Source organism: Burkholderia ubonensis, assembly GCF_902833085.1.
Lineage (GTDB): Bacteria > Pseudomonadota > Gammaproteobacteria > Burkholderiales > Burkholderiaceae > Burkholderia > Burkholderia ubonensis.
Genome location: NZ_CADFEB010000012.1, coordinates 218,667 through 238,871 on the forward strand (window position 1 = coordinate 218,667; position 20,205 = coordinate 238,871).

The 20,205-nt window shown below is 67.1% G+C and carries 19 protein-coding genes and 1 tRNA gene; 11 read left to right on the forward strand and 9 right to left on the reverse strand.

What is annotated here, in order from left to right; genetic code table 11:
- Positions 1–6: 6 nt before the first annotated feature.
- Positions 7–1,743, reverse strand: coding sequence for a proline--tRNA ligase (locus HWX31_RS31140; RefSeq protein ID WP_174965137.1), 1,737 nt, complete (start codon positions 1,741–1,743; stop codon positions 7–9).
- A 218-nt stretch (positions 1,744–1,961) separates the two neighbouring features.
- Between HWX31_RS31140 and HWX31_RS31145 the strand changes: the two genes are divergently transcribed.
- Positions 1,962–2,606, forward strand: coding sequence for an RNA pyrophosphohydrolase (locus HWX31_RS31145; RefSeq protein ID WP_010091266.1), 645 nt, complete (start codon positions 1,962–1,964; stop codon positions 2,604–2,606).
- Positions 2,607–2,670: 64 nt separating this feature from the next.
- Positions 2,671–3,228, forward strand: coding sequence for a CNP1-like family protein (locus tag HWX31_RS31150; RefSeq protein WP_230459338.1), 558 nt, complete (start codon positions 2,671–2,673; stop codon positions 3,226–3,228).
- Between the two features lie 83 nt (positions 3,229–3,311).
- Here HWX31_RS31150 and proB read toward each other — a convergent pair whose 3' ends face one another.
- The 4 genes from proB to rplU form a co-directional block, all read right to left on the reverse strand.
- Positions 3,312–4,430 carry a glutamate 5-kinase gene (gene proB / locus HWX31_RS31155; protein ID WP_174965138.1) on the reverse strand — a complete coding sequence of 373 codons (1,119 nt, stop codon included), beginning with the start codon at positions 4,428–4,430 and terminating at the stop codon, positions 3,312–3,314.
- Positions 4,431–4,521: 91 nt separating this feature from the next.
- Positions 4,522–5,634, reverse strand: coding sequence for an Obg family GTPase CgtA (gene obgE / locus HWX31_RS31160; protein ID WP_174965139.1), 1,113 nt, complete (start codon positions 5,632–5,634; stop codon positions 4,522–4,524).
- Positions 5,635–5,806: 172 nt separating this feature from the next.
- Complete coding sequence (gene rpmA, locus HWX31_RS31165; protein WP_006476999.1) at positions 5,807–6,070, reverse strand: 50S ribosomal protein L27; 264 nt, start codon at positions 6,068–6,070, stop codon at positions 5,807–5,809.
- Between the two features lie 24 nt (positions 6,071–6,094).
- On the reverse strand, positions 6,095–6,406 hold the full coding sequence (rplU, locus tag HWX31_RS31170; protein WP_006025184.1) for a 50S ribosomal protein L21: 312 nt from the start codon (positions 6,404–6,406) through the stop codon (positions 6,095–6,097).
- A 209-nt stretch (positions 6,407–6,615) separates the two neighbouring features.
- On the opposite strand from rplU, the gene HWX31_RS31175 reads away from it, so the two are divergent.
- The 9 genes from HWX31_RS31175 to HWX31_RS31215 all read left to right on the forward strand — a co-directional run bounded on the left by HWX31_RS31175 (position 6,616) and on the right by HWX31_RS31215 (position 14,481).
- Positions 6,616–7,611, forward strand: a complete 996-nt coding sequence (locus HWX31_RS31175; protein ID WP_010091260.1) for a polyprenyl synthetase family protein — start codon at positions 6,616–6,618, stop codon at positions 7,609–7,611.
- Between the two features lie 135 nt (positions 7,612–7,746).
- Positions 7,747–7,823, forward strand: a tRNA-Pro gene (locus HWX31_RS31180).
- Between the two features lie 143 nt (positions 7,824–7,966).
- The gene (locus tag HWX31_RS31185; protein WP_174965140.1) at positions 7,967–9,262 is read left to right on the forward strand and encodes an HlyC/CorC family transporter; all 1,296 of its coding nucleotides are present in this window, start codon (positions 7,967–7,969) and stop codon (positions 9,260–9,262) included.
- A gap of 83 nt (positions 9,263–9,345) precedes the next feature.
- Positions 9,346–10,605 (forward strand): GspE/PulE family protein, encoded by a 1,260-nt coding sequence (locus HWX31_RS31190; RefSeq protein WP_174965141.1) that lies wholly within the window; start codon positions 9,346–9,348, stop codon positions 10,603–10,605.
- The gene (locus HWX31_RS31195) at positions 10,602–11,813 is read left to right on the forward strand and encodes a type II secretion system F family protein (protein WP_175934004.1); all 1,212 of its coding nucleotides are present in this window, start codon (positions 10,602–10,604) and stop codon (positions 11,811–11,813) included. Before HWX31_RS31190 ends, HWX31_RS31195 begins: the two co-directional genes overlap by 4 nt.
- 45 nt (positions 11,814–11,858) lie before the next feature.
- A complete protein-coding gene (locus tag HWX31_RS31200; protein ID WP_174965645.1) occupies positions 11,859–12,767 on the forward strand; it encodes a prepilin peptidase in 909 nt (302 codons plus the stop codon).
- A gap of 3 nt (positions 12,768–12,770) precedes the next feature.
- A complete protein-coding gene (gene coaE / locus HWX31_RS31205; RefSeq protein ID WP_174965646.1) occupies positions 12,771–13,379 on the forward strand; it encodes a dephospho-CoA kinase in 609 nt (202 codons plus the stop codon).
- A gap of 117 nt (positions 13,380–13,496) precedes the next feature.
- Positions 13,497–14,252, forward strand: a complete 756-nt coding sequence (gene zapD / locus HWX31_RS31210; RefSeq protein ID WP_059609277.1) for a cell division protein ZapD — start codon at positions 13,497–13,499, stop codon at positions 14,250–14,252.
- A gap of 28 nt (positions 14,253–14,280) precedes the next feature.
- Positions 14,281–14,481, forward strand: a complete 201-nt coding sequence (locus tag HWX31_RS31215; RefSeq protein ID WP_059533576.1) for a DNA gyrase inhibitor YacG — start codon at positions 14,281–14,283, stop codon at positions 14,479–14,481.
- Positions 14,482–14,534: 53 nt separating this feature from the next.
- Here the strand turns inward: HWX31_RS31215 and HWX31_RS31220 are convergent, their stop codons facing one another.
- The 4 genes from HWX31_RS31220 to secA all read right to left on the reverse strand — a co-directional run bounded on the left by HWX31_RS31220 (position 14,535) and on the right by secA (position 20,125).
- Positions 14,535–14,978, reverse strand: coding sequence for an NUDIX domain-containing protein (locus tag HWX31_RS31220; RefSeq protein WP_010091252.1), 444 nt, complete (start codon positions 14,976–14,978; stop codon positions 14,535–14,537).
- Complete coding sequence (locus tag HWX31_RS31225; protein WP_059760468.1) at positions 14,975–15,844, reverse strand: ATP-binding protein; 870 nt, start codon at positions 15,842–15,844, stop codon at positions 14,975–14,977. Before HWX31_RS31225 ends, HWX31_RS31220 begins: the two co-directional genes overlap by 4 nt.
- 19 nt (positions 15,845–15,863) lie before the next feature.
- A complete protein-coding gene (argJ, locus tag HWX31_RS31230; RefSeq protein ID WP_042583051.1) occupies positions 15,864–17,105 on the reverse strand; it encodes a bifunctional glutamate N-acetyltransferase/amino-acid acetyltransferase ArgJ in 1,242 nt (413 codons plus the stop codon).
- A gap of 221 nt (positions 17,106–17,326) precedes the next feature.
- Positions 17,327–20,125: a preprotein translocase subunit SecA gene (gene secA / locus HWX31_RS31235; protein ID WP_174965647.1), complete on the reverse strand. Its 2,799-nt coding sequence runs from the start codon at positions 20,123–20,125 to the stop codon at positions 17,327–17,329.
- Positions 20,126–20,205: the final 80 nt, after the last annotated feature.

Genomic DNA, 20,205 nt, shown 5'->3' on the forward strand with positions numbered 1-20,205 from the left:
GCCGGCTTAGCGCGCAAGCGCGGCGCGGACCTTCTCCACGACCGTTGCCGCGGCCGTGTCGGCCGGCAGCAGCGTCGCTTCGGCGTCGCGGCGGCCCTGGTACTCGAGCTTGCCTTCCTTCAGCCCGCGCTCGCCGATCACGAGGCGATGCGGCACGCCGATCAGTTCCCAGTCGGCGAACATCACGCCCGGACGCTCGCCGCGATCGTCGAGGATCACGTCGATGCCGGCCGCGGCCAGCTCCGCGTAAAGCGTGTCGGCCGCTTCGCGCACCGCGTCGCTGCGGTCGTAGCCCATCGGGCACAGCACAACCTCGAACGGCGCGATCGACTCCGGCCAGATGATGCCGCGGTCGTCGAAGTTCTGCTCGATCGCCGCGCCGAGAATGCGCGTGATGCCGACGCCGTAGCAGCCCATCAGCATCGGCTGCGGCTTGCCCGACTCGTCGATGAACGTCGCGCCCATCACTTCCGAGTACTTGGTGCCGAGCTGGAACACGTGGCCGACCTCGATGCCGCGGCAGATGTCGATCACGCCCTTGCCGTCCGGCGACGGGTCGCCCTTCTGCACGTTGCGGATGTCGGCGACTTCCGGCTCCGGCAGATCGCGGCCCCAGTTCACGCCGGCGATGTGGTAGTCGACCTCGTTCGCGCCGACGACGAAATCGCTCATATTCGCGACCGTGCGATCGGCGATCACCTTCACCGGCTTCTTCGTGCCGACCGGGCCGAGGTAGCCCGGCGGCGTGCCGAACCACTCGACGATTTCCTGCTCGGTCGCGAAGCGGTGGTTGTTCAGGCCCGGCAGCTTCGACGCCTTGATCTCGTTCAGGTCGTGGTCGCCGCGCAGCATCAGCAGCCAGATCGTCGGTTCGGCGCCTTCGTTGTCGGTCGCGAGCACGATCGACTTGATCGTGCGCGCGAGCGGAATCCCCATCAGCTCGGCGACGGCCTCGCACTTTGCCTTGCCCGGCGTCGCGACCTTGGCCATCGGCTCGGCGGCCGCGGCGCGTTCGGCGATCAGCGGCAGCGCTTCGGCCGCCTCGACGTTCGCCGCGAAATCGGAGCTCGGGCAGTACGCGATCGCGTCCTCGCCGGTGTCGGCGATCACGTGGAACTCGTGCGAGAAGTTGCCGCCGATCGAGCCGCTGTCGGCCGCAACCGGACGGAACTCGAGACCGAGGCGCGTGAAGATGCGCACGTACGCGTCGTACATCTTGCGATACGACTCGGCGAGGCCGTCGGCGTCCTTGTCGAACGAGTACGCGTCCTTCATGATGAACTCGCGGCCGCGCATCACGCCGAAGCGCGGACGGATCTCGTCGCGGAACTTCGTCTGGATCTGGTAGAAGTTCACCGGCATCTGCCGGTAGCTCTTGATCTGGTTGCGCGCGATGTCGGTGATCACTTCCTCGTGCGTCGGCCCGATCACGAACTCGTTGTCCTTGCGGTCCTTGAAGCGCAGCAGCTCGGGACCATACTGCTCCCAGCGGCCCGACTCCTGCCACAGCTCGGCCGGTTGGACGGCCGGCATCAGCAGTTCGATCGCGCCGGCCCGGTTCATTTCCTCGCGCACGATCGCCTCGACCTTGCGAATCGAGCGCAGGCCGATCGGCAGATAGTTGTAGATGCCGCCGGCGACGCGACGGATCATGCCGGCGCGCACCATCAGCTTGTGGCTGACGATCTCTGCGTCGGCGGGTGCTTCTTTCAGGGTGCCGATAAAGAAACGGGAAGCTTTCATGCGGACGGTTCCAAAAACGGCGCCCCCAGGCGGGGCGCCCGAAAAAGATTCAAGGTGAAAAAGCTGCGCGCGGCGAACAACGATCGCGCAGATGACTTGGCAGACAAATCAGGGACAGTTCAACCGGCGCGCCCGGCGCGGATTCGCTCCGTTACGGTGCGCGGCGCCCGTTATCTGTTTATAATCAAAGCAATTTTAAAGGATTCGAAGGTGGTTGTATGCTGGATCGTGAAGGCTTTCGCCCGAACGTCGGCATCATCCTCTTGAACGCGCGCAACGAGGTGTTTTGGGGCAAGCGGCTCCGCGAGCATTCCTGGCAGTTTCCTCAAGGTGGGATCAAGTACGGCGAGACCCCCATGCAGGCGATGTACCGGGAGCTGCACGAGGAAACCGGCCTGCACCCGGAGCACGTCAAGATAATCGGCCGCACTCGCGACTGGTTGCGTTACGAGGTGCCTGACAAGTTCATCAAGCGTGAAGTACGCGGTCATTACCGCGGCCAGAAACAGATCTGGTTCCTGCTGCGGATGGTAGGACGCGATTGCGACATTTGCTTGCGCGCGACCGACCACCCGGAGTTCGATGCGTGGCGCTGGAACGAGTACTGGGTGCCGCTCGATGCGGTGATCGAGTTCAAGCGGGATGTTTATCAGTTGGCGCTGACGGAACTGTCGCGCTTCCTGCGCCGCCCGGCGCAGCGGGCAGACAAGCCGCGGGGTCCGCGTCCGCGCTATCCGCGCGTCGTGGAGTCGCAGCCCCGGCAGACGTTGACGGTTGTCGACACATCGGTGGTCTGTTCCGAGATCGAAGTGGAAGCGAGCACGCTCGACGAGACGCCTCCTCGCCTGATCCTCGGCGAATGACAAGTCGGACTGCATGACCGGGCGCGACCTTGGTGTCGCGCCCTTTTTTTACGAGGAATGCATATTGAAAGCGATTGCTCTCGCGCTCACGTCGATCGCCGCAGCGGCTGTGCTGGCCGGTTGCGCGCATTCGAACACGCCGTCCAACAAGGACGACAGCGCGTTCGTCTATCTGCTGGACCGTCAGGGGGAATGGAAGGAAAACAAGGTCGACACGCTCCCCGCGCTGCCAACGCCGAGCGACCTGCTGTCGTTCAACGTGTCGCAGAACACGCCGCTCAAGTTCTTCGTCGATGCGAAGTCGCTGGCGGTCGGCACCGACGGCATCGTGCGGTATACGGTGGTCGTCACGAGCCCGGCCGGCGCGCGCAACGTCAATTACGAGGGCATCCGCTGCGACACGTATGAATGGCGCCAGTATGCGGGTCTCAATGCGGATCACGACGGCTGGGACCGCACGGTCGAGAACGACTGGCGCCGCATCGAGAACGGTGAGCTGAACGCGTATCACGCGGCGCTCTACCAGGACTACTTCTGCGCGAACAAGATGCCGCTGGGCACGACGCAGTCGATCCTCGAGAACATCAAGTATCACCGCACCGCACTGAACCAGCTGCGCTGATCGCGCCGGCCGGCCGAAGCCGCCATGCAAAAAGCCCGCGTTTCGCGGGCTTTTGCGTATCGACGATCACCGGACCGGACAGGTCACACGAGCACCAGGTTGTCGCGGTGAATCAGCTCCGGCTCCAGCATGTAGCCGAGCACCGCTTCGATCTCGCCGCTCGGCTTGCGCTGGATCAGTTTCGTTTCCGCGCTGCTGTAGTTGGTCAGCCCGCGCGCGACTTCCCGCCCGTCGGGCCCGACGCAGGCGATCACCTCGCCGCGCGCAAACACGCCCTGCACGTTGACGATGCCGATCGGCAGCAGGCTCTTGCCGCCCGACGTCAGCTTCTCGACCGCGCCGGCGTCGATCACGACATGCCCGCGCACCTGCAGGTGATCGGCCATCCACTGCTTGCGCGCCGCCATCCGCGCCGTGCGCGCGATCAGCTGCGTGCCGATCGCCTCGCCCGCCGCGAGACGCGCGAGCACGTCCGGCTCGCGCCCGCTCGCGATCACGGTGTTCGCGCCGCTGTGCGCCGCGCGCTTGGCCGCGAGAATCTTCGTCAGCATGCCGCCGCGGCCGAGGCTCGACCCCGCGCCCCCCGCCATCGCCTCGAGTTCGGGCGCGCCGGCGCTCGCTTCCGCGACGAGCGTCGCGGCCGGGTCCTTGCGCGGATCGGCGGTAAACAGGCCTGTCTGGTCGGTGAGGATGATCAGCGCATCGCCTTCGATCAGATTCGCGACGAGCGCGCCGAGCGTGTCGTTGTCGCCGAACTTGATTTCGTCGGTCACGACCGTGTCGTTCTCGTTGATGATCGGCACGACGCCGAGCCGCAGCAGCGTGAGCAGCGTCGAGCGTGCGTTCAGGTAGCGTTCGCGGTCCGCGAGGTCGGCGTGCGTGAGCAGGATCTGCGCGGTGCGGATCCCGTGCTCGGAGAAGCGGCTTTCATACACCTGGGCGAGCCCCATCTGCCCGACCGCGGCAGCGGCCTGCAGTTCGTCGATCTCGCGCGGACGCTTGCTCCAGCCGAGCCGCTGCATCCCTTCCGCGATCGCGCCCGAGCTGACGAGCACCACTTCCTTTCCCTGGTCGCGCAGCGCGGCGATCTGGGCGGCCCAGCGGCCAATTGCGGTGTGATCGAGCCCTTTACCGTCGTTGGTCACGAGGCTGGACCCCACCTTCACCACCAGTCGCTTCGAATCCGCGATGATCGAACGCATCGTGCGCTGTCTCCTGTATGTGATGCCTGGCCTGGCCGGGCGCGATTGAATTCCGGCGCCGGGCGGCTCGCGCCCGGCGCGCACCTGACGCTCAGGCGTCGGCGTCCGATGCCGTCTGCCCGTCGCGCGCGGGCGTGTCGCGGAAGCGCACGTCCGCCGCCAGGTCTTCCGCCTCGGCCGCGCGATGCGCATCCGAATGCTCCGCGAGGTAGTCGTAGATCGCGTAGCACAGCGCCTCGCAGCCCTGGCCGGTCAGCGCCGAGATCTCGAACACCGGGCCGTCCCAGCCGAAACGCTCGAGGAAATTCGCGACGCGCGCCTCGCGCTCGTCCTCCGGCACCATGTCGAGCTTGTTGAGCACGAGCCAGCGCGGCTTCTCGTACAGCGCCTCGTCGTACTTGCGCAGCTCGCCGACGATCGCCGTCGCCTCCGCGACCGGATCGACGCTTTCGTCGAACGGTGCAAGATCGACAAGATGCAGCAGCACCCCGGTGCGCTGCAGGTGACGCAGGAACTGATGCCCGAGGCCGGCGCCTTCGGCCGCGCCCTCGATCAGCCCGGGAATGTCGGCGATCACGAAGCTCTTGCTCGGCCCGACGCGCACGACGCCAAGATTCGGGGCCAGCGTCGTGAACGGGTAGTCGGCGATCTTCGGCTTCGCGTTCGACACCGACGAGATGAACGTCGACTTGCCCGCGTTCGGCATGCCGAGCAGGCCGACGTCGGCCAGCACCTTCAGCTCGAGGCGCAGCATCCGCCGCTCGCCCGGCTTGCCGTCGGTCTTCTGGCGCGGCGCGCGGTTCGTGCTCGACTTGAAATGCAGGTTGCCGAGGCCGCCGGCACCGCCCTGCGCGAGCATCACCTTCTGGTCGTGCTCGGTCAGGTCGGCGATCAGCTCGCCCGTGTCCATGTCGTTGATGATCGTGCCGACCGGCATGCGCAGCGTGATGTCGTCGCCGCCCTTGCCGTAGCAGTCCGAGCCGCGGCCATTCTCGCCGTTGCGCGCCAGGTGCTTCTTCGCGTAACGGTAGTCGATCAGCGTGTTGATGTTGCGGTCGGCGACCGCGTAGACGCTGCCGCCCCGGCCGCCGTCGCCGCCGTCCGGCCCGCCGAACGGAACGAATTTCTCGCGGCGCATCGACGCGCTGCCATCGCCTCCGTCTCCGGCGATGACTTCGATTCGCGCTTCGTCAATGAACTTCATTCGTTACTCCGCCCAGTATTTTCGCTATTGTGCCGCGCTCCGCCGCGCCTGAACAATCGGCCGTCCGGCCAACCGCCGCGACCGGCCGCCCGCGCTTGCGCAGCGACAAAATAAAAAAGGCCCCGCGACAACTGCGGGGCCTTTCGGCTACGAAGCCCGTGGGTGCCTGAACTTAGGCAGCCGCCGGGACAACGATGACCAGATGCTTCTTGTCCGCGCCCTTCGTCGCGAACTTCACGTGGCCGTCGACCAGCGCGAACAGGGTGTGATCCTTGCCCATGCCGACGTTCTCGCCAGCGTGCATGCGGGTGCCGCGCTGACGCACGATGATGCCGCCGGCGTTGATCGCCTGGCCGCCGTACACCTTCACGCCGAGACGTTTCGACTCGGAGTCGCGGCCGTTCCGGGAAGAGCCGCCTGCCTTTTTGTGTGCCATCTGATTGCTCCTTTACCGAGGCGCTTACGCGTTGATCGCGTCGATGCGCAGCTCAGTGTAGTTCTGGCGGTGGCCGCCGTGCTTTTGGTAGTGCTTCCGGCGACGCATCTTGAAGATGGTGACCTTGGCATGACGACCGTGCGACACAACGGTGGCCTTGACGGAAGCCCCACTGACCAGCGGCGTACCGAACTTAATCGATTCGCCTTCGCCCACTGCGAGAACCTGGTCGAGCGTGATTTCAGCGTCAATGTCAGCCGGTATCTGTTCTACTTTCAGTTTTTCGCCAACGGCAACCTTGTACTGCTTGCCGCCGGTTTTTATGACCGCGTACATTGAGAACCTCACTCTGGATCCATTTTTCCGCACACCACGCGCGGAAAAGGCGTGATTATACAGAGAGTTAGCATCGCTGTCAAAGCCGATCGACGATTGCCGCGCCGGCCCCTCGGCCGGACGGCCAAAATCGCGCCCACGGCGCGCGCGACAGACCGGGATTCGGCGGATTCGACTTATAATCCGCCGCATCACCCAATTCCATGATCATGTCGTCGTCCACCGCCTCCCCCACCCTCAGCGCCGCCCACCTGCTCGCCCCGATCGCGAGCGACATGGAGCAGGTGAATCGCGTCATCCGGCAAAGCCTCGCGTCCGACGTGGTGCTGATCAACCAGATCGCCGAGTACATCATCGGCGCGGGCGGCAAGCGGCTGCGTCCGGCGCTGCTGCTGTTCGTCGCGGGCGCGCTCGGCGAGACGTCGCACCAGCGGCACGTGCTCGCGGCCGTCGTCGAGTTCATCCATACGGCCACGCTGCTGCATGACGACGTCGTCGACGAATCCGAACTGCGGCGCGGCCGCCAGACGGCCAATGCGCTGTTCGGCAATGCCGCGAGCGTGCTGGTAGGCGACTACCTCTATTCGCGCTCGTTCGAGATGATGGTCGGCGTCGGCAAGATGCGCGTGATGGAGATCCTGTCGGAAGCGACGACGATCATCTCCGAAGGCGAAGTGCTGCAGCTGCTCAACATGCACGACGCGGACGTCGACGAGGCCCGCTACATGCAGGTGATCCGCTACAAGACGGCCAAGCTGTTCGAAGCGTCCGCCCGGCTGGGCGCGGTGCTCGCGGGCGCCGACGCGACGACCGAGGCCGCCGCCGCCGAGTACGGGCGCCGCATCGGCACCGCGTTCCAGATCATGGATGACTGGCTGGACTACGCAGGCACTGCCGAGGCGATGGGCAAGAACGCCGGCGACGACCTGCGCGAAGGCAAGCCGACGCTGCCGCTCATCTACCTGATCGAGCGCGGCACGCCCGAACAGGCCGCGCTGGCGCGCGAGGCGATCGAACAGGGCGGCACCGACCGCTTCGAAACGATCTTCGACGCGATCACGCGCTCGGGTGCGCTCGACCACACGCTCGAATGCGCACGGCAGGAAGCGCAGGCCGCGGCGGCCGCGATCGCCGCGTTTCCGGATTCCGTTTACAAGGAAAGCCTGCTCGAGCTGTGCTCGTATTCGACGTCGCGGCAGTCCTGAGCGCGCTCCGGACAAACGACTCAAAAAATATTTTCATCAAGGTCTTCCATTTCAGAAAAAGCGCTGTTATAGTTATGTTCTTGCTCGACGACGCAGCGGTCTTGAAGAAGACTGCGAAGTCGGAAGAGTCCAAATCGGGGTGTAGCTTAGCCTGGTAGAGCGCTACGTTCGGGACGTAGAGGCCGGAGGTTCGAATCCTCTCACCCCGACCAGATTTGTGAAAAACCGTGCACCGAGGTGCACGGTTTTTTTTTGCCTGCGCGCCGCGCAACCCATGCAGCCGGCGCGACACGCCCCTGCCACCGGCCTCTGCTATAGTCCCTCCATCCCTGTCCTTCACTGCCCTTTCCGACGCGTGGACCAAATTCCCTTATGGGCGCAAATCGGCGCCGTCTTCCTGCTTCTCCTCTGCTCCAGCTTCTTTTCCATTTCCGAGACCGCGATGATGGCGCTCAACCGCCATCGGCTCAAGCATCTCGCCGGCCAGGGCGCGCTCGGCGCGAAAACCACCCAGGGCCTGCTCACGCGCACCGACCAGCTGCTCAGCGTGATCCTGATCGGCAACAACCTGTTCAACACGATCATCCCGGTGCTCACGACGTCGATCGCGCTGCACACGTTCGGCCGTAACAACTTCGCGCTGTCGATCGCGACCGGCATCGTCGCGTTCCTGATCATCGTGTTCGCCGAAATCGCGCCGAAGATCGCCGGTGCGACGTTCCCGGAGCGCATCGCGCTGCCCGCGAGCCTCGTCATCGCGCCGCTGATGCGCGTGCTGAAGCCGATCGTCTGGTTCGTGAACGCACTTGCGCACGGCGTGCTGTGGGTGCTGCGCATCAACACGGCCAAGGGCCGCGACCTGCGGCTGTCGGCCGACGAGCTGCGCACCATCGTGCTCGAGTCGAGCAGCTTCATGCCGACCAAGCACCGCAGCATCCTGCTGAACCTGTTCGATCTCGAGAACATCACGGTCGACGACGTGATGGTGCCGCGCCGCCAGATCGAATCGCTCAATTTCTACGCGCCGCTCGACGACATCCTGCATCAGCTCGAGACCTGCTATCACAACCGGCTCGTCGTCTACGAAGGCGACATCGACAAGGTGCTAGGCGTGCTGCACGTGCGCAAGACGCTGACCGCGCTGCACAACCAGGATTTCGACCGCGAGACGCTGCGCACGCTGCTCGCCGAGCCGTACTACGTGCCGTCGGGCACGCCGGTGGTGCAGCAGCTCCAGTATTTCCAGGAAAGCCGCCAGCGCACCGCGCTCGTCGTCAACGAATACGGCGAACTCGAAGGTCTCGTCACGCCCGAGGACATCATCGAGGAGCTGATCGGCGAGTTCACGACCTCGATGCCGCGCAGCGAGCGCAAAGGCGGCTGGGACGAGCACGGCGAATGCATCGTCGCGGCGAGCATGCCGCTGCGCGAGCTGAACCGCTGGCTGCACCTGAAGCTGCCGACCGATGGGCCGAAGACGCTCAACGGGCTGATCCTCGAAGTCCTCGAGGACATTCCCGACGACGACGTGTGCCTGAAGATCGGCGACGTGATGCTCGAAGTGATGCGCAGCGACGACCAGGCGGTCCGCACCGTCAAGCTCTTCAGGCCGCGCCCGGCGCGCAGCGCGCGCAGTCTCGCCACGCGTTAGCCGGATGGCCGACTGCCGGCGCAGCCCCTGTCGCGCGACCATGCAACGGTCACGGTAACCAGGCGGCCAACGCGCCGGCATGCATGCTGTTCACACCTTCCGGCGGGATGCCCGCCGCTCTCGGCTCCGCGCCCTCATCCGACTCCCGCCCGCTCGACGCGGCCCAGCTCGACGACGCGCCGGCCGTGCGACTGCTGACGGACACGCTGCACGCCGCGTGCGCCCGCGAAGCCTCCGACGTCCATGTCGAGCCGTTCGAAACGGGCTGGCGGATCCGCCTGCGCGTCGATGGCGTGCTGCACGAACATGCACGGCCGCCGCTTCACCTGCGCGATGCGTTCGTCACGCGGGTCAAGGTGCTCGCGCGCATGGACATCGCGGAACGCCGCATCCCGCAAGACGGCCGGCTGCGCGTCGCGCTCGCCGGCGGCCGGCGCGGCGACTACCGGGTCAGCTCGCTGCCCACGCTGTTCGGCGAAAAGCTCGTGCTGCGCCGGCTCGAAACGCTGCCGCCCGACCTCACGCTCGCGCGCCTGGGCTTCGACGCGCTGCAGGCGCGCGCGATGGAGGCGGCGATACGCGCACCGCACGGGCTCGTGCTCGTCACCGGGCCGACGGGCAGCGGCAAGACACTGTCCCTCTACTGCGCGCTGCAGATGCTCGATCGCGACGCGCACAACGTCTGCACGGTCGAGGATCCGGCCGAGATCCAGCTCGACGGCATCAATCAGGTCGGCGTCGCGGAGAAAGCCGGGCTGACCTTCGCGACCGCGCTGCGCGCGCTGCTGCGGCAGGACCCGGACGTCATCATGGTCGGCGAGATCCGCGACGCTGAGACGGCCGACGTCGCGATCAAGGCCGCGCAAACCGGGCACCTCGTGCTGTCGACGCTGCATACCAACGATGCGCCGGCCGCGATCTCGCGGCTGCTCGACATCGGCGTCGCACCATACAACCTGGCGGCGGCGCTGCGCCTCGTCACCGCGCAACGGCTCGTGCGCCGTCTTTGCGTGGCTTGCCGCGCGCCGTCCGACGCGCCGCCGCGCGTGCTGCGCGAAGCCGGCTGCGACGCGTCGGCGCTCGCGTCCGGGTGGCGGCCGTTCGTCGCGCGCGGCTGCCCCGCCTGTCATGGCATCGGCTATCGCGGCCGCATCGGCCTCCACCAGACGATGCCGGTGTCGCCCGGGCTTGCGGAACACATCGTCGCGCGCGCGAGCGTCGGCGAACTCGCCCGCCATGCGGCCGGCGAAGGCGTGCGCAACCTGCGCGATGCCGCGCTTGCGCGCGTGCGGGACTGCACGACGAGCCTGGCGGAAGCGCTCGCCGCCACGCCCGACGCATGAACGCGCACACGCCGCCGCGCGAGACCCGCTTCGCGTGGCGCGGCCGCCGCCCCGACGGTGCGCCGCGCCGCGGCACCGTGGTCGCGTTCGACCCCGCCGGCGCACGCGCGACGCTCGCGCGCGCCGGCATCACCGTGCTGTCGCTCGATGCGCGCGGCGCGGCCCGGCCGCCGACGGCCCGCACCCGGGAGATCACGCGCTTCACGCAGCAGCTCGCCAGCCTGCTGCAGGCCGGCCTGCCGCTCGCGCCGGCGCTCGAGATGCTCGCGCGCACCCGCGGGCCCGACGGCATGCCGCGCATCGCGGCCGGCCTCGCACGGGAAATCGTCGGCGGCCGGCGCTTTGCCGCCGCGCTCGCCCGCTACCCGTCTCAATTCGGCTCGCTGTATCGCCAGCTGATCGAGATCGGCGAGACGTCCGGCGCGCTCGGCCCGGTGCTGGCGCGCATCGCGGATCACCGCGAGCGCGCGGACGCGCAGCGGCGCAAGCTGCGCGCCGCGCTCGCCTATCCGGTGGCGGTGATCCTGTTCGCGCTCGCGATCACGATCGCGCTGATGCTATGGGTCGCGCCGACCTTCCGGCAGATCTTCGACGGTTTCGGCGCCGCGCTGCCTGCGCCGACACGCATGCTGCTCGCGCTCGCTTCCGCCACGGCCGCATGGGGCACGCCGCTGCTTGCCGGCGTCGTGGCCGCCGGCCTGGCCGCGCGGCACGCGATCCGGCACTCGCCCGCGCTGCGCCTCTCGCTGTCCCGGCACCTGCTGCGCATGCCGCTCGTCGGCCCGATGCTGAGCCGCTTCGCGGCCGCGCGATGGTGCCGGTCGCTCGCCACGCTGCTCGGGGCCGGCGTGCCGCTCGCGGACGCCTTCACGACGCTCGAGCGCACCGCCGGCCATCCGGTGTTCGAGCAGGCCACCGCGCGCATCGCCGCGCGCGTGCTGCGCGGCGCACGGCTCGCCGACGCAATGCATGCGGCCGGCTGCTTTCCGGACGACGTCGTTCAGCCGATTGCCGTCGCGGAAGAAACCGGCGCGCTCGACACGATGCTTACCGACATCGCCGCATTGTGCGAACGCCAGCTCGACGCGCATCTGGATACGCTTGCCGCGCTCGGCGAACCGCTGATCGTGATCGTGCTGGGTGCGCTGGTCGGCAGCCTCGTCGTCGCGATGTATCTGCCCATCCTTCAGCTCGGCAACGTGGTGTAGCATCGCTACCGAATCTGTCGCCGATTTGTCCGACCGCCCCGCAACATGACGCCCGAACCCTTGTACGCCGCCCCCGATTCGCCCGTGACCGCGCTGTCCGCGTTCGCGATGCTGCCGCCCGCCGCGCAGTACGCATTCGCCGTCGTGCTCGGCCTGTGCGTCGGCAGCTTCCTCAACGTGGTCATCCACCGGCTGCCCGTCATGATGAAGCGCGCGTGGGAGGCCGAGATCGCCGAGGCCACCGGCACGAACGCGGAGTCCGACGACGGCTATCCGCCGCGCTACGATCTGTGGCGCCCGCGCAGCGCCTGTCCGCATTGCGGCCACGTGCTGCGCGCGTGGGAGAACATCCCGCTCGCCAGCTACCTGCTGCAACGCGGACGCTGCCGGCAGTGCGGCCACGCAATCGGCGCGCGCTACCCGCTTATCGAACTTGCGGGCGCGCTGCTCGCCGCCGGCTCGCTCGCGGCGTTCGGCCCCACGATGGCCGCACTCGCCGCATTCGGACTGTGCGCCGCGCTGCTCGCGATGAGCGCGATCGACATCCAGACCGGCTACCTGCCCGATTCGATGACACTGCCGCTGCTCTGGGCCGGGCTCGCACTGAACCTCGGCGGCACGTTCGCGTCGCTGCGCGCGGCCGTCATCGGCGCGATGGCCGGCTACCTGTTCCTGTGGTCGATCTACTGGCTGTTCAGGTGGCTGCGCGGCATCGAGGGCATCGGCTTCGGCGACCTGAAGCTGCTCGCCGCGCTCGGCGCATGGATGGGCTGGGCCGCGTTGCCGCAGGTCGTGCTGTTCGCGGCGGTGACGGGCGCGATCGTCGGGCTCGTCGCGACGTGGCGCGGCCGCATGCGTTTCGAGGAGCCGCTTCCGTTCGGCCCGTTTCTCGCGGCCGGCGGCGCCGCGACGCTGTTTTTCGGCACCCCTTTCTATTCGGCGCTCGGAGGCTGACACATGCTTGCAGTGGGACTCACCGGCGGAATCGGCAGCGGCAAGACCACCGTGGCCGACCTGTTCGCGGCCCGCGGCGCGTCGATCGTCGACACTGACCTGATCGCCCATCGCATCACGGCGCCGGGTGGGCTCGCGATGCCCGCGATCGGGCAGGCGTTCGGCCCGGATTTCGTCGCGGCGGACGGCTCGCTCGACCGCGCGAAGATGCGCACGCTGATCTTCAGCGACGATGCCGCGCGACGGCGCCTCGAGGCAATCACGCATCCGCTGATCCGGGCGGAGACCGACCGCGAAGGCCGGGAAGCGCGGGGTGCGTACGTGATGTTCGTCGTGCCGCTGCTCGTCGAATCCGGTAGCTGGAAATCGCGCGTCGATCGTGTGCTCGTCGTCGACTGCGACGTCGAGACCCAGATCGCGCGCGTGATGCACCGCAACCGATTCACGCGCGAGCAGGTCGAGGCGATCATCGCGCGGCAGGCAACGCGCGAAGCCCGTCTCGCCGCCGCCGACGACGTCATCGTCAACGACGCGACGACGCCCGAAGCGCTCGCCGCGCAGGTCGATGCGCTGCACCAGCGCTATCTCGCCAGTGCGGCCGCTGCAAAGTAAGCACCATGTGCGTGCGACGCGCCGCGATGGCGCACGAAATTGGCGCGTTGCTAGGGTAGAGAGTGAGCATTAGAATGTCCTGCATTGTTTCATTCCCTACGCAAGAGGCGAGCGCGCTTGATTCTTTACGAGTACCCGTTCAATGAGCGAATTCGCACGCTGCTGCGCCTCGAAGACCTGTTCGAGCGCTTCGCGTTTTTTTTGGCTCAGGAGGACGCGCGGGAACATCACGTCGCGCTGACGACGCTGTTCGAGATCGCCGAGGTCACGGGCCGCGCAGACCTGAAATCGGATCTGATGAAAGAACTCGAACGTCAGCGCCAGACGCTCGCCCCCTTTCGCGGCAATCCGGGTATCGAACAGAACGCGCTCGAATCCGTGCTTGGCGAAATCGAGCAGACGCTCGCGAACCTCGGGCAGATGCAGGGCAAGACGGGCCAGCATCTGGTCGACAACGAGTGGCTCGCGAGCATCCGCAGCCGCGCGGTGATTCCCGGCGGAACCTGCAAATTCGATCTGCCGTCGTACTACGCGTGGCAACAGTGGCCCGCCGAGCAGCGGCGCCAGGACATCGCCAAATGGATCCTGCCGCTCCTGCCGCTGCGCGACGCGGCAGCAATCGTGCTGCGTCTCGCGCGCGAATCGGGGCAGGCATCGAAGGTGATGGCCATGCAGGGCAGCTATCAGCAGATGCTGTCCGGTCGCAGTTATCAACTGATGCAGGTGCGCGTGGCACCGGAGTTGCGCGTGATTCCGGAAGCCAGCGCGAACAAGTACATGCTGTGGGTGCGGTTCACCATGCAGGACGGCGACGTGCGGCCGCGTGCCGTGGACATCGACGTGCCGTTCCACCTGACCCTGTGCAATCTGTAACGGCCGTGTGCCGGATCGACGCTTTCGTATGACTACTGTTGTGAAATGCCCGTCCTGCGGCGCCGAGGTGCGCTGGACGCCCGAAAATCGCTTCCGTCCCTTCTGCTCCGCCCGCTGCAAGCAGCTCGATCTCGGCGCGTGGGCCGCGGAGAAATACCGGATCGGCGGTTCGGACGACTCGCCGCTGTCCGAGGAAGAAGACGGCACGGACGGGCACCGCCCGAGCTGAATCGCTGCGCGGCGCCATGCACCGCGGCCCGCCTCCCGGCGAGCCGCCCGGCCTCAGCGTTGCGCTTCGTCCTTCGCGAGCAGTTCGAGCACCGGCAGCGCCGCGGGCAACAGCGGCGCGACGTCGACCGGCAGATGCTGCCAGACGAACGCCTGCCCTTCCTTGCTGTGCGGCTCGCCGGTCCAGCCCGTCACCTTGCAGAAGTAGAGCCGCACGTACGCATGCGGGTAGTCGTGCTCGAGCGTATGCCAGCGGTGGCATGCGGTGACGGCGATTCCGAGCTCCTCGTGCAGTTCGCGCGCGAGCGCGTCCTCGACGCTTTCCCCCGCCTCCAGCTTGCCGCCCGGAAATTCCCAGTAGCCTTCGTACGGCTTGCCCTGCAGGCGCTGCGCGAGCAGGTACCGACCGTCCGGCTGCACCATGATGCCGACCGCGACCTCGGTCACCTTCCGGCCATCGGGCGCGCGCACGGCGCCTTGTGCGAGATCCGTGCTCATGCCTGCTCCTTGCGGCCCGACCAGTCACGCGCGAACTGCCACGCGACGCGTCCCGAGCGCGAACCGCGCTCGAGCGCCCACACGAGCGCGTCGCCGCGCGCCTGCTCGATCTCGGCGTCGCCGCAGCCGAAGTGGCGCAGCCAGTGCGCGACGATGCCGAGATAATCGTCCTGCTTGAACGGATAGAAGCTGACCCACAGGCCGAAGCGCTCGGACAGCGAGATCTTCTCCTCGACGACTTCGCCAGGATGGATCTCGCCGTCGGGCAGGTGCTTGTACGTCTCGTTGTCGCTCATGTACTCGGGCAGCAGATGGCGGCGATTCGACGTCGCGTAGATCAGCACGTTGTCCGACTGCGCGGCGATCGAGCCGTCGAGCGCAACCTTCAGCGCCTTGTAACCCGACTCGCCTTCCTCGAACGACAGGTCGTCGCAGAATACGATGAAGCGCTCGGGACGCTGCGCGATCAGGTCGACGATGTCGCCGAGATCGTGCAGGTCGTCCTTGTCGACTTCGATCAGGCGCAACCCGTCGTTCGCATGAGCGTTCAGGCACGCCTTGATCAGCGACGACTTGCCGGTGCCGCGCGCGCCGGTCAGCAGCACGTTGTTCGCCGGCTTCTTCTGCACGAATTGCCGCGTGTTCTGCTCGATCAGCCCTTTCTGGCGATCGATGTTGTGCAGGTCGGCGAGCGTGATCGACGACACGGCGGGCACCGGCTGCAGATAGCCGCGCCCCTGGCGCTTGCGCCAGCGGAACGCGTTCGCGGCGTTCCAGTCGACCGCCGCCGGCGCGGGTGGCAGCATCGCCTCGAGCCGGCCGAGCAGCGTTTCCGCGCGCGTCAGGAACTGTTCGAGCTTGTCCATGATGTCCCGGCGCTCCCGGTCAGGAGCGGTAATCCGCGTTGATGCTCACGTAATCGTGCGACAGGTCGCACGTCCAGATCGTCGCCTGCGCGTCGCCGCGGCCGAGCAGCACGCGGATCGTGATCTCGCTCTGCTTCATCACGCGCTGGCCGTCCTCTTCCTGGTACGCCGGATTGCGGCCGCCCGCCTTCGCGACCAGCACGTCGTCGAGATACAGGTCGATCTTGCCGACGTCGAGATCGGCGACGCCCGCATAGCCGATCGCCGCGAGAATTCGGCCGAGGTTCGGGTCCGACGCGTAGAACGCCGTCTTCACGAGCGGCGAATGGCCGATCGCGTAGGCGATCTGACGGCATTCGGCGACGCTCCGGCCGCCTTCGACCTGCACCGTCATGAATTTCGTCGCGCCTTCGCCGTCGCGCACGATCAGCTGCGACAGCACTTGCGCAACCTCGGTGACCGCATCGCGCAGCGCCGCATAGGCGGGCGAATCGGTCGACGTGATCGCCGGCAGCGTGCTCTTGCCGGACGCGATCAGGATGAACGAGTCGTTCGTCGACGTGTCGCCGTCGATCGTGATGCAGTTGAACGAGCGGTCCGCGACCTCCTTCACGAGCGTGTCGAGCACCGGCTGTGCGACCGTCGCGTCGAACGCGAGGAAGCCGAGCATCGTCGCCATGTTCGGCTTGATCATGCCCGCGCCCTTGCTGATGCCGGACAGCGTGACCGTGTGGCCGTCGATCGTCACCTGACGCGACGTCGCCTTCGGCAGCGTGTCGGTGGTCATGATCGCCTGCGCGGCGTCGAACCAGTGCGCGGCCTGGCGGTTCGCGAGCGCCGCCGGCAGGCCGGCCTTCAGGCGGTCGATCGGCAGCGGCTCGAGGATCACGCCCGTCGAGAACGGCAGCACCTGGGCCGGCTCGATGCCCGCGAGGCGCGCGAGCTCCGCGCAGGTCTCGCGCGCATGCGCGAGGCCCGGCTCGCCGGTGCCCGCGTTCGCGTTGCCGGTGTTGACGACGAGCGCGCGAATGCCCGCGCCGCCCGCGCGCACCTTCGCCAGATGTTCGCGGCAGACGATCACGGGCGCCGCGCAGAAGCGGTTCTCGGTGAACACGCCGGCGACCGTCGCGCCATCGTCGACGGAAATGACCAGCACGTCCTTGCGGTTCGGCTTGCGAATGTTCGCCTCCGCCCAGCCCAGCGTGACGCCGGCGACGGGATGCAGTTGGGCGGGATCGATCGACGGGAAATTGACAGCCATGTGGAACACCTGCCGGAAGGGAAAATGCCGGCGCGCGCCGGCATCGATTGAACGAACCGGCGGCCGCACGCGCGGACCGCCGCAACTCTCACCACAAATCAACGCTATAAACGACGCGGCGCGCTCATCGCGCGCCGCCTGTCAGCTTCCGCCGGGCCGCCCCAAGGAAGCTGACCGCCCCCTCGGGGGGCAGCGAACGACGTGAGCGTGGGGGCATCGTCTTACGACAGCTTGCCGTGACAATGCTTGTACTTCTTGCCGCTGCCGCACGGGCACGGATCGTTGCGGCCGACCTTCGGCATCTCGCCGCCGGGGCCGCTATGGCTCATCGCGCTGCCGACCATCTCCTCGGCGGCCGTCGCGGCGGCCACCGCCGCACCGCCGGCCACCGGCGCGCCCGCCTCGGCGAATTCGGCATGCTGGTACTCGACATTCTCGAGATGCCCGGTGCGCTCCTCGATCTGCTCGGCCGCTTCCTCGAGCTGCTCGGGCGACTGGATCTGCACGTTCATCACGATCCGCGTGACTTCCTGCTTGATCGCGTCGAGCATCGCGGCGAACAGTTCGAACGCCTCGCGCTTGTATTCCTGCTTCGGGTTCTTCTGCGCGTAGCCGCGCAGGTGGATGCCCTGGCGCAGGTGGTCGAGCGCCGCGAGGTGCTCGCGCCACAAGCGGTCGACCGACTGCAGCATCACCGAGCGCTCGAACGCGCTGAACGATTCGCGGCCGACCAGCGCGACCTTCGACTCGTACTGCTCGTCGGCCGCGGTCGTCACCGCTTCGAGAATCTCGTCCGCCGAGATCGACGACGACTCGTTCACCATTTCCTGGATCGCGAGATCGAGCTGCCAGTCGTTGCGCAGCGCTTCCTCGAGCTCGGGGATGTCCCACTGCTCCTCGATGCTGCCCGCCGGCACGAACTGGCGGACGACGTCGCTGATCACGCCGTGGCGCATCGCCCCGATCGTCTCGGTGATGTCGTGCGCTTCGAGCAGCTCGTTGCGCTGCTGGTAGATGACCTTGCGCTGGTCGTTCGACACGTCGTCGTATTCGAGCAGCTGCTTGCGGATGTCGAAGTTGCGCGCCTCGACCTTGCGCTGCGCGGATTCGATCGAACGCGTGACGATGCCGGCCTCGATCGCCTCGCCTTCCGGCATCTTCAGGCGGTCCATGATCGCGCGCACGCGGTCGCCGGCGAAGATGCGCAGCAGCGGATCGTCGAGCGACAGGTAGAAGCGCGACGAGCCCGGGTCGCCCTGACGGCCCGCACGGCCGCGCAGCTGGTTGTCGATCCGGCGCGACTCGTGACGCTCGGTGCCGATGATGTGCAGGCCGCCCGCGGCCTTCACCTGCTCGTGCAGCGTCTCCCATTCGTCGTGCAGCTGCTGGATGCGACGCGCCTTCTCGTCAGCCGGGATCGCCTCGTCGGCGTCGATGAACGCGGCCTGCTTCTCCGCGTTGCCGCCGAGCACGATGTCGGTGCCGCGGCCCGCCATGTTGGTCGCGATCGTGATGCGCTGCGGACGGCCCGCTTCCGCGACGATCGCCGCTTCGCGCGCGTGCTGCTTCGCGTTCAGCACCTCGTGCGGCAGCCCGGCCTGCTTCAGCAGGTGCGACAGCAGCTCGGAGTTCTCGATCGACGTCGTGCCGACCAGCACCGGCTGGCCGCGCTCGTGACATTCGCGGATATCGCGGATCACCGCGTCGTAGCGCTCCTTGGCCGTCTTGTAGATCTGATCCTGCTTGTCGATCCGCTTCGGCGGACGGTTGGTCGGGATCACGACCGTCTCGAGACCGTAGATCTCGTTGAATTCGTACGCTTCGGTGTCCGCGGTGCCGGTCATGCCCGACAGCTTCGCGTACATGCGGAAATAGTTCTGGAACGTGATCGACGCGAGCGTCTGGTTCTCGCTCTGGATCTTCACGTGCTCCTTCGCCTCGACCGCCTGGTGCAGGCCGTCGGACCAGCGGCGGCCCGCCATCAGGCGGCCCGTGAATTCGTCGACGATGATCACTTCGCCGTTCTGCACGACGTAGTGCTGGTCCTTGTGGAACAGCGTGTGCGCGCGCAGCGCCGCGTACACGTGGTGCATCAGCGTGATGTTCTGCGGCGCGTACAGGCTCTCGCCGTCGCCGATCAGGCCCCATTCCGACAGCAGGCGCTCGGCCTTCTCGTGGCCCGATTCCGTCAGGAACACCTGGCGCCCCTTCTCGTCGAGCGTGTAGTCGCCCGGCTTCTCGACGCCGGTGCCGTCCGCCTTCTCCTCGCCGATCTGGCGCTCGAGCAGCGGCGGCAGCGCGTTCATCCGCACGTACAGCTCGGTGTGGTCCTCGGCCTGGCCGGAGATGATCAGCGGCGTACGCGCTTCGTCGATCAGGATCGAGTCGACTTCGTCGACCACCGCGAAGTTGAGCGCACGCTGCACGCGCGCGTCGGTCTCGTAGACCATGTTGTCGCGCAGGTAGTCGAAGCCGAACTCGTTGTTCGTGCCGTACGTGATGTCGGACGCGTACGCCTGCTGCTTCTGCTCGTGCTCCATGCCGGACAGGTTGATGCCGACCGACAGCCCGAGGAAGTTGTAGAGGCGCGCCATCCACTCGGCGTCGCGTTGCGCGAGGTAGTCGTTGACCGTCACGACGTGCACGCCGCGGCCCGACAGCGCGTTCAGGTACACCGGCAGCGTCGCCACGAGCGTCTTGCCCTCGCCGGTGCGCATTTCGGCGATCTTGCCGTAGTGGAGCACCATCCCGCCGATCAGCTGCACGTCGAAGTGGCGCATCTTCAGCACCCGGCGGCTCGCCTCGCGGCAGACCGCGAACGCCTCCGGCAGCAGCTTGTCGAGCGACTCGCCGGCCGCATGCCGCTGGCGGAATTCGTCCGTCTTGCCGCGCAACTGGTCGTCCGTCAGCTGCTCGATCTGCGTTTCGAGCGCATTGATCGCCGCGACGGTCTTTTGATATTGCTTGACGAGCCGCTGGTTGCGGCTGCCAAAAATTTTCTGGAGAAAACCGGTTGTCATCGGATCGGATCCTGCGTCGCAGCACCGGCGCCCGGCGCGTGTTGCGCGCCCCGACGCCCGAGCCTCGGCGGCTTAGCGTA